Source organism: Yersinia sp. IP36721 (assembly GCF_003634395.1).
In the GTDB taxonomy this organism is placed as follows: Bacteria; Pseudomonadota; Gammaproteobacteria; order Enterobacterales; family Enterobacteriaceae; genus Yersinia; species Yersinia entomophaga.
Genome location: NZ_QCZL01000026.1, coordinates 53,083 through 61,861, shown reverse-complemented (window position 1 = coordinate 61,861; position 8,779 = coordinate 53,083). Strand labels below are relative to the sequence as shown.

The following is an 8,779-nucleotide window of genomic DNA, read 5'->3' as shown; positions in this document are numbered from 1 at the left end:
TTATATTTTATTAAAAAGCCATGTAACCAACGAACCAGGTCGGTTTTATCGGAAACTCATCCTCATTAATGGGTATTCACACTCGGCGGTAGCTCAAGAGCCAGGCTTGCATCCGGTGGGGCGTAAGGGGATAAAACGTGTCGCCAGTCGGGATGCTGAGGCCTCTGATACACTACCGGTCTCACTGCGAAGAGTAACAGACAGAAGATTTTTAACTGCTGGTCGAAAGTAATTACCATGAAAACCAATAATCCGGCGATAATCACTTATCACTTATCACTTATCACTTATCACTTATCACTTATCACTTATCACTTATCACTTATCACTTATCACTTATCACTTATCGGTCAGGATTGACCACTCACGAGCCATAAATTATTCTCAATAGCCTTCGTATATCGTGCTGATTACTCGGTTATTTAACATTATAAAGCGGTGATGAAGAGTTAGTTATCCTGCGGACATTTTAGGTAATGTGGCGTAATTCTCCCCAAAAGTACCTCGTTCTTAACAGTGAAAAAGTCAGCTGCGCTGAAGGCTATTTAGGCTTTTATCTTTATTATTACTGTCGGGTAGAATCAGCCCGTTTATAAATTCTCTCTACATTTTATCTGTATCAGTCTAACCCTCTGCACGACCGATTTTTATTTCGCTATTTTCGCACTGAATGAGATGGAAAAAGGCCCCGAAGGGCCTTGGTTTTTATTCTAGTACATTGAGATATTTGAAAAAAATAATGCTTAGTGGCCGCCGCTTTGAGAGGCGCCCAGGCCGGTTTGCGATCGAACGAACTGCGCTCTGAACAGCAGGCGCTCTTTCTTGCCGGTTTCTGAATTATCCGTGATAGAGAACAGCCATGTGCCGACAAAGGCTACAATCATTGAGAATAAAGCTGGGTATTCATATGGATAGATTGGTTCGGCGTGACCAAGAATCTTGACCCAAATGGTTGGTCCCAAGATCATCAGCACGACGGCAGTAATCAATCCTAACCAGCCGCCGACTAATGCGCCTCGTGTCGTCAGCTTGTCCCAATACATCGAAATGATGATTATTGGGAAGTTACAGCTGGCGGCGATTGAGAAGGCCAGACCTACCATGAAGGCAATATTCTGATTCTCAAACAGAATCCCTAAGCCGATTGCTACAATCCCTAATACCACCACGGTAATTTTAGAGACGCGTAATTCATCACGTTCTCGCGCTTTACCGTTCTTAATTACGCTGGCGTATAAGTCATGGGAAACCGCAGAGGCGCCGGCTAATGTTAGGCCGGCAACTACCGCTAGGATGGTGGCGAAAGCGACGGCGGAGATAAAACCAAGGAAGAAATTGCCTCCAACGGCGTTAGCAAGATGAACCGCCGCCATATTGCTGCCGCCTAACAGTGCGCCAGCCGCATCTTTAAAGGAAGGGTTTGGGCCAACCAGTAAAATAGCGCCGAAACCGATAATAAAGGTCAGAATATAGAAGTAACCGATAAAGCCAGTAGCGTAGAACACGCTTTTACGAGCTTCTTTTGCATCACTTACGGTAAAGAAGCGCATCAAAATATGTGGCAGTCCGGCTGTCCCAAACATCAGAGCCAGACCCAGCGATAGCGCAGATATAGGATCTGAAACCAATCCTCCGGGGCTCATGATTTTGAGACCGTTAGGGTGAACTTTGATGGCTTCGCTAAACAAAGTATTGAAGTTGAAGCCGACGGATTTCATGACCATCAGCGCCATGAATGTTGCTCCCGCCAGCAGCAAGACAGCCTTGATAATTTGTACCCAAGTGGTTGCCAGCATTCCGCCAAATAACACGTATAAAACCATCAGAATACCGACTAATACTACGGCCACATGGTAGTTCAGGCCAAAGAGCAGCTCAATAAGTTTACCTGCACCAACCATCTGAGCAATCAGGTATAAGGCAACCACAACCAGCGATCCGCAGGCTGATAGGGTACGAATTGGGCGCTGTTGCAAACGGTATGACGCAACGTCGGCGAAGGTATAGCGACCAAGATTACGTAGACGTTCGGCAATCAGGAACAGAATAATTGGCCAGCCGATCAGAAAACCAATGGAATAGATCAGCCCATCGTAGCCTGAGGTATAAACCAGTGCGGAAATACCGAGGAATGATGCGGCTGACATAAAGTCACCGGCAATAGCCAACCCATTTTGGAAACCGGTGATGCGACCGCCAGCGGTGTAATAATCTTGCCGGGAACGAGTGCGTTTCGAAGCCCAATAAGTGATATACAACGTAGCGCCAACAAAAAGTAAGAACATCACAATAGCTTGAATATTCAACGGTTGACGCTGAACTTCACCGCTGATTGCCTCTGCCTGTGACAGCGCAGGCAGAGCCAGTAAGGAAAGTGCAGACCAATGGCGGATCTTCATTGCTTCACCTCGCGAAGAATTTCTGCCGTCATGCGGTCGAACTCACCGTTAGCGCGGACAACATAAATACCGGTAAGAACAAAAGAAATTACGATTAAACCTATGCCGACCGGAATACCGCGCGTGATGCTGGCTCCTGCATATAGCGGAGTCCCCAGCCATTGAGGTTCAAAGGCAATGAGAAAAATAAAGCCAACGTAGAGTGCTAAGGTAATTGATGATAGCAGCCAGGCAAACCGGCCTCTCTTTTGTACCAACTCTTTGAATTTAGGATTATTTTCAATCTCTTGATAAATGCTGTCATTCATCAGAGTTCTCCTGTGAGGCATTAATTAAGTTGCCGCTCTCTGGCGGTGTAATTTATGACGTTGCTTGCATTGATTGTTTTTCTTCCAGTAATTTTTCTACTACGCTCGGATCGGCCAGCGTTGAGGTATCCCCTAGATTGCTGGTATCGCCCGCGGCAATTTTGCGTAATATGCGACGCATAATTTTCCCAGAGCGGGTTTTTGGCAATGAATCTGTCCAGTGCAGAATATCTGGCGTCGCGATTGGACCAATCTCTTTGCGTACCCAATTACGCACTTCGCTATAAAGTTCCGGTGTTGGCTCCTCTCCGTGATTCAACGTGATATAGGCATAAATTGCCTGACCTTTAATATTGTGGGGAACGCCAACCACCGCTGCTTCGGCGATTTTCGGATGAGAAACCAGCGCCGATTCTATTTCAGCGGTACCTAAGCGGTGACCGGAAACGTTGAGAACGTCATCCACGCGGCCAGTAATCCAGTAGTAGCCGTCTTCATCGCGACGGGCGCCATCTCCGCTGAAATACATACCTTTAAAGGTTGAGAAGTAGGTTTGCTCGAAACGATCGTGATCGCCAAACAGAGTACGGGCCTGACCCGGCCATGAATCGATAATCACCAAATTACCTTCGGCTGGACCTTCCTGCGGATTCCCCAGATTATCCACCAACGCTGGCTGTACGCCGAAGAATGGACGGGTAGCTGAACCGGCTTTCAGCTCGGTTGCACCTGGCAGTGGCGTAATCATGAAACCGCCGGTTTCGGTCTGCCACCAGGTATCCACAATTGGGCATTTACCGTTACCAATTTTGTTGTAATACCATTCCCAGGCTTCGGGGTTAATTGGCTCACCAACTGAACCCATCAGACGCAGCGATGTGCGCTTGGTGCCTTCAATCGCTTTATCGCCTTCGGCCATCAATGCGCGAATCGCCGTTGGAGCGGTGTACAAAATATTGACCTGATGCTTATCGATAACCTGACCTAAGCGGTTAACGCCTGGATAATTAGGAACGCCTTCAAACATCAAAGTGATAGCGCCGCAGGCCAGCGGGCCGTAAAGCAGATAGCTGTGACCGGTGACCCAGCCCACATCGGCGGTACACCAATAGATATCGCCCGGGTGATAGTCAAACACGTATTTGAAGGTCATGGCGGCATAAACCAGATAGCCACCGGTGGTGTGCAGTACGCCTTTAGGCTTACCAGTAGAACCAGAGGTATAAAGGATGAATAATGGATCCTCTGCATTCATCTCTTCAGCGGGACAATCCGCTGAAACGCCTTCAATCAGGTCATGCCACCATAAATCTCGACCTTCCTGCCAGTAGCCCGGTTTGCCGGTACGTTGGAAGACCACGACATTATTGATACTGGTGATAGCCGGATTTTTTAGCGCTTCATCAACGTTCTTTTTCAATGGAATAGCGCGGCCAGCGCGGATACCTTCGTCAGCGGTGATAACCAGTTTGGAGTTGGAATCAATAATACGACCAGCAACCGCATCCGGTGAGAACCCGCCGAAAATTACCGAGTGAACGGCACCGATACGCGCACAGGCCAGCATAGCTACCGCGGCTTCCGGCACCATTGGCATATAAATAGCCACTACGTCGCCTTTTTTTACGCCAAGTTTTTTCAATACATTGGCAAACTGGCAAACATCTTGGTGTAGCTGTTTATAACTGACGTTCTTGGATTGGGTTGGATCATCACCTTCCCAAATAATTGCGGTTTGCTCACCGCGCTCGGCCAAATGGCGATCCAGACAGTTAGCGGATAAATTTAGCGTACCATCCTCAAACCAACGAATACTGACGTGGCCAGGATCAAATGAAGTGTTCTTAACAATACTATAGGGTTTTATCCAGTCGATAATCTTGCCCTGTTCGCCCCAGAATGCATCGGGGTTTTGTACAGATTGTTGATAATAATCATGATATTGGGCTGGGTTGATCAGGGCATTTTCTGCAATTGCAGCGGGAATTGGGTGTTTAGGTAGTTGGCTCATATTTATTCTCCTTTAGATTGTTAATAATATGTCAACTAAAGGTTAATTATAGTGTTGGGCGTCGTTTTGTTTCTTTTTTGGGCGACAGATCACGCAGAAAAGATGTTGTTTTAGGGACTTACTTGATGTGCTGTGTGGTGTATCAATATCTCAATAGGGAAGGGATTTAATCGAGAATTGAAGTTTGATCAGATGAAATACTCCTGTGTGCCATTTATTTCAGCGAAAGAAGTATTACACCGTGATTGTGTATATAGGTGACTTCTTTGTTTGAATAACGATTAAGACAAAATCCATTCGCAATAATGGCAGGAAGTTTATCTAAAAATAATTCTGATAATGATTAGAGCAAGTCGATTATTAGATTTTTATTATTACTTAATAGTATTTAAAGTCAGTAGATATTCTTAATGGAAATAAAAAACGAGTTTAAGAATAACAGCATAGTTATGCAGCAAAGATTTGTTCGATTAATCATGATTTTTCTCATTTTTGAATGAATTTATTGGGGGCTTTGGTTGCAGAATACCTAAAATAGGTAGAAAATCGAAATACTGCCCATTTAACAAAATGCGAACAAAATAAGGCATTAAATACAACAAGCCGCTGATTTTATCGGCTAATTAATTTCGCCTATTTTTTATACCTAAGGGTGAAGTGCTTATTTGCTATGGTTTAAATTTATTATTTTAATAACAGTTGGTTATGGCTTATCACTCTTTGTTCCTACCAAAAGATACTCGGCGTAGTGGGTTAAGCCAGAGTAAACAAGGCTTGCAGAACAACGGGTTGAAATGATACTGATTGAAAAGGTGGACGGCTGGCGGGAGGCCGATCCGCGGATTTTATTAACTATAGCCCCGTATTTAATGATTAAGTATTCCATCTGAAGTGCATGTCCATCATGCGCTTTGGGGAATGCTTTGAGGGATTTTTTTGGGTATGAAAAGTGTAAAAATAAGTCTTGCTTGGCAAATCCTAATTGCGCTTGTATTAGGTATTCTGGTTGGTGCTGTTCTCCATAATCAGGCCGAGTCTCGTGATTGGTTAGTCAGTAATATTCTCAGCCCTGCTGGCGATATTTTTATTCGCTTAATTAAAATGATTGTGGTTCCTATTGTTATTTCAACGCTGATTGTGGGTATTGCTGGCGTTGGAGATGCAAAGAAATTAGGGCGAATTGGCCTGAAGACCATTATTTATTTTGAAGTGATCACCACTATCGCGATTATTGTCGGTATCACTTTGGCCAATTTTTTCCAACCGGGTCATGGCATCGATATGTCGACGCTAACCGCAGTGGATATTTCTCAGTATGAAAAAACCACGGCGCAGGTACAAAGCGGTAGCCATAGTCTGGTGAGTACCATTCTATCGCTGATCCCATCGAATGTTTTCTCCTCGATGGCCAATGGCGATATGTTGCCGATTATTTTTTTCTCGGTACTGTTTGGTTTAGGGCTGTCTTCTTTACCAAAAGAAACCAAAGAGCCGCTGCTTAACGTGTTCAAAGCCGTTTCTGAGAGCATGTTTAAAGTCACACATATGATCATGCGTTACGCCCCAATAGGTGTATTCGGCCTGATTTCCGTGACCGTAGCGAATTTTGGTTTTGCCGCCTTGCTTCCGCTCGCCAAGCTGGTGATATTGGTTTACGCCGCAATTCTTTTCTTTGCCTTGGTTGTGATGGGCGCAGTTGCCAGAGCCTGTAATCTGCGGATCTGGACGTTAATTCGCATTCTGAAAGATGAGCTGATTCTGGCTTATTCTACTGCCAGCTCAGAAACCGTTTTGCCGCGTATCATCGAGAAAATGGAAGCCTACGGCGCGCCAAAGTCGATTACCAGCTTTGTGGTGCCAACCGGCTATTCCTTTAATCTGGATGGTTCTACGTTGTACCAAAGTATTGCGGCGATCTTCATCGCGCAGCTATATGGTATTGAGCTTTCTATTGGTCAGGAAATCGTTCTGGTGCTGACCTTAATGGTGACTTCCAAAGGCATCGCGGGGGTACCGGGCGTGTCATTTGTGGTGTTGCTGGCAACCTTAGGCAGCGTGGGCATTCCATTAGAAGGTCTGGCATTTATTGCTGGTGTTGACCGAATTCTGGATATGGCGCGAACTGCGTTGAACGTTGTGGGTAACGCACTGGCAGTATTGGTGATTGCCAAGTGGGAACACCAGTTTGATCGGAAGAAAGCCCGAGAATATGAGAAATCTTTCTTCGCGGAACAACAAACTCCAGCTAGCCAAGGTTAGTTAACTCCTGTCTGGATCGAAGCCCGCGGTTTGCCGAATGTGCGCCGCGGGTTTTTTATACCGGCTACCCTATTTCTCTTCGATAAACCCGATTATTTAGCGTTCACGTTTCTGTTCTGCACCAATGTAACTTTCCTTTCTCAATAATAGATCTCCGCTCCACTGCGTGGCGGGAAAGACAAAAACCTTACAAACTATGCAGGATTAAATGTTCTGTGGGTTTAAATTGCCTTATCATTGCGAGTCTTTTTAACTTTTTATTCCATCGGCGATAACAAACCTCGCTGCGTGGGGGATGAATATTGCGTGGAGGAAGCATGACCTGGCAGTCGTTTAAATCCGAATATTTGGTGCGATTTTGGGCACCGCTTCCGGCGGTGATCGCCGCAGGGATCTTATCGACCTACTATTTTGGCCTGACCGGTACTTTTTGGGCCGTGACCGGAGAGTTCACACGCTGGGGCGGGCATGTAATGCAGTGGTTCGGCGCTAACCCGCAGGAGTGGGGCTACTTTAAAGTTATAGGTTTCGAAGGTACGCCGCTGGACCGTATCGACGGAATGATGATTATCGGCATGTTTGCCGGTTGTATCGCTGCGGCGCTGTGGGCTAACAATATTAAGCTACGTAAGCCCCAACACGGTATTCGAATTGCTCAGGCGCTGGTAGGTGGGATTATTGCCGGTTTTGGCGCTCGTCTGGCTATGGGGTGCAATTTAGCTGCATTTTTTACTGGTATTCCTCAATTTTCATTACACGCTTGGTTTTTTGCCCTCGCAACGGCGGCTGGCTCCTATTTCGGGGCAAAATTTACGCTGTTACCAATATTCCGCATTCCGGTGAAATTGCAGAAAGTCAGCGCAGCAGCACCGTTAACGCAAAATCCTCAGCGCGCAAAGCGCCGTTTCCGTCTGGGTATGGTGGTATTCGCGCTGGCATTATGCTGGGCGTTAACCGAATTATTCCAGGCGCCTAAACTCGGCATTGCTATGCTATTTGGCATTGGGTTTGGCTTATTGATCGAACGGGCGCAGATTTGCTTCACATCGGCTTTTCGCGATCTGTGGATTACTGGCCGTACCCATATGGCAAAAGCCATTATTCTCGGCATGGCGGTGAGCGCTATTGGTATCTTTAGCTATGTTCAACTGGGTGTTGCGCCGAAAATCCTGTGGGCAGGGCCAAATGCGGTCATTGGTGGCCTGTTATTCGGTTTCGGCATTGTGCTAGCTGGGGGCTGTGAAACCGGCTGGATGTATCGTGCTGTAGAAGGGCAAATTCACTACTGGTGGGTCGGTTTAGGCAACGTTATCGGTGCCACTCTATTGGCATATTACTGGGATGATTTTGCCCCAGTGCTCGTGACAAACCATGACAAAGTCAATCTGCTGGACACCTTCGGCCCAATCGGAGGGCTGCTGATAACCTATCTGTTATTAGGCATCGCTTTTGCCGCCATGTTGTGGTGGGAAAAACGCTTCTTCCGCAGTCGTAAAGCTGCCGCGCCAATTTTATCTAAGGAATCACTATGAGCACCCAACCGATAGTTCCAGATTACCGACTAGACATGGTCGGAGAGCCCTGTCCATATCCAGCAGTCGCTACGCTGGAAGCCATGCCGCAGCTCAAACCAGGGGAAATACTGGAGGTGATCAGCGATTGCCCACAATCGATCAATAATATCCCGCTGGATGCACGTAATTATGGCTATAAAGTGTTGGATATTCAGCAGGATGGGCCGACCATTCGTTATCTTATTCAAAGGTAGCTACGCCCTTGGCTTTGTTAGGTGACTGGCTACT

At 46.4% G+C, this 8,779-nt stretch carries 7 protein-coding genes; 4 read left to right on the top strand and 3 right to left on the bottom strand.

Going from position 1 to position 8,779, the window contains the following annotated elements; all coding sequences use genetic code 11:
• Window positions 1-232 (top strand): hypothetical protein (locus DBA33_RS20805; RefSeq protein WP_205582786.1); only part of this gene is annotated, 232 nt, incomplete at its 5' end.
• A gap of 511 nt (window positions 233-743) precedes the next feature.
• Here DBA33_RS20805 and actP read toward each other — a convergent pair.
• The 3 genes from actP to acs are packed head-to-tail and all read right to left on the bottom strand — an operon-like array spanning window position 744 to window position 4,718.
• The gene (actP, locus tag DBA33_RS17215; protein WP_064514739.1) at window positions 744-2,399 is read right to left on the bottom strand and encodes a cation/acetate symporter ActP; all 1,656 of its coding nucleotides are present in this window, start codon (window positions 2,397-2,399) and stop codon (window positions 744-746) included.
• A complete protein-coding gene (locus DBA33_RS17210) occupies window positions 2,396-2,707 on the bottom strand; it encodes a DUF485 domain-containing protein (protein WP_049599145.1) in 312 nt (103 codons plus the stop codon). Before DBA33_RS17210 ends, actP begins: the two co-directional genes overlap by 4 nt.
• A gap of 52 nt (window positions 2,708-2,759) precedes the next feature.
• A complete protein-coding gene (acs, locus tag DBA33_RS17205) occupies window positions 2,760-4,718 on the bottom strand; it encodes an acetate--CoA ligase (protein WP_120806877.1) in 1,959 nt (652 codons plus the stop codon).
• A 942-nt stretch (window positions 4,719-5,660) separates the two neighbouring features.
• Here acs and gltP point away from each other — a divergent pair.
• The 3 genes from gltP (at window position 5,661) to yedF (ending at window position 8,745) form a co-directional block, all read left to right on the top strand.
• On the top strand, window positions 5,661-6,977 hold the full coding sequence (gltP, locus tag DBA33_RS17200) for a glutamate/aspartate:proton symporter GltP (RefSeq protein ID WP_064514735.1): 1,317 nt from the start codon (window positions 5,661-5,663) through the stop codon (window positions 6,975-6,977).
• 317 nt (window positions 6,978-7,294) lie between these two features.
• Window positions 7,295-8,509: a selenium metabolism membrane protein YedE/FdhT gene (yedE, locus tag DBA33_RS17195; protein WP_064514734.1), complete on the top strand. Its 1,215-nt coding sequence runs from the start codon at window positions 7,295-7,297 to the stop codon at window positions 8,507-8,509.
• Complete coding sequence (gene yedF, locus DBA33_RS17190) at window positions 8,506-8,745, top strand: sulfurtransferase-like selenium metabolism protein YedF (protein WP_049599155.1); 240 nt, start codon at window positions 8,506-8,508, stop codon at window positions 8,743-8,745. The genes yedE and yedF overlap by 4 nt, the downstream gene beginning before the upstream one ends.
• Window positions 8,746-8,779 lie beyond the last annotated feature (34 nt).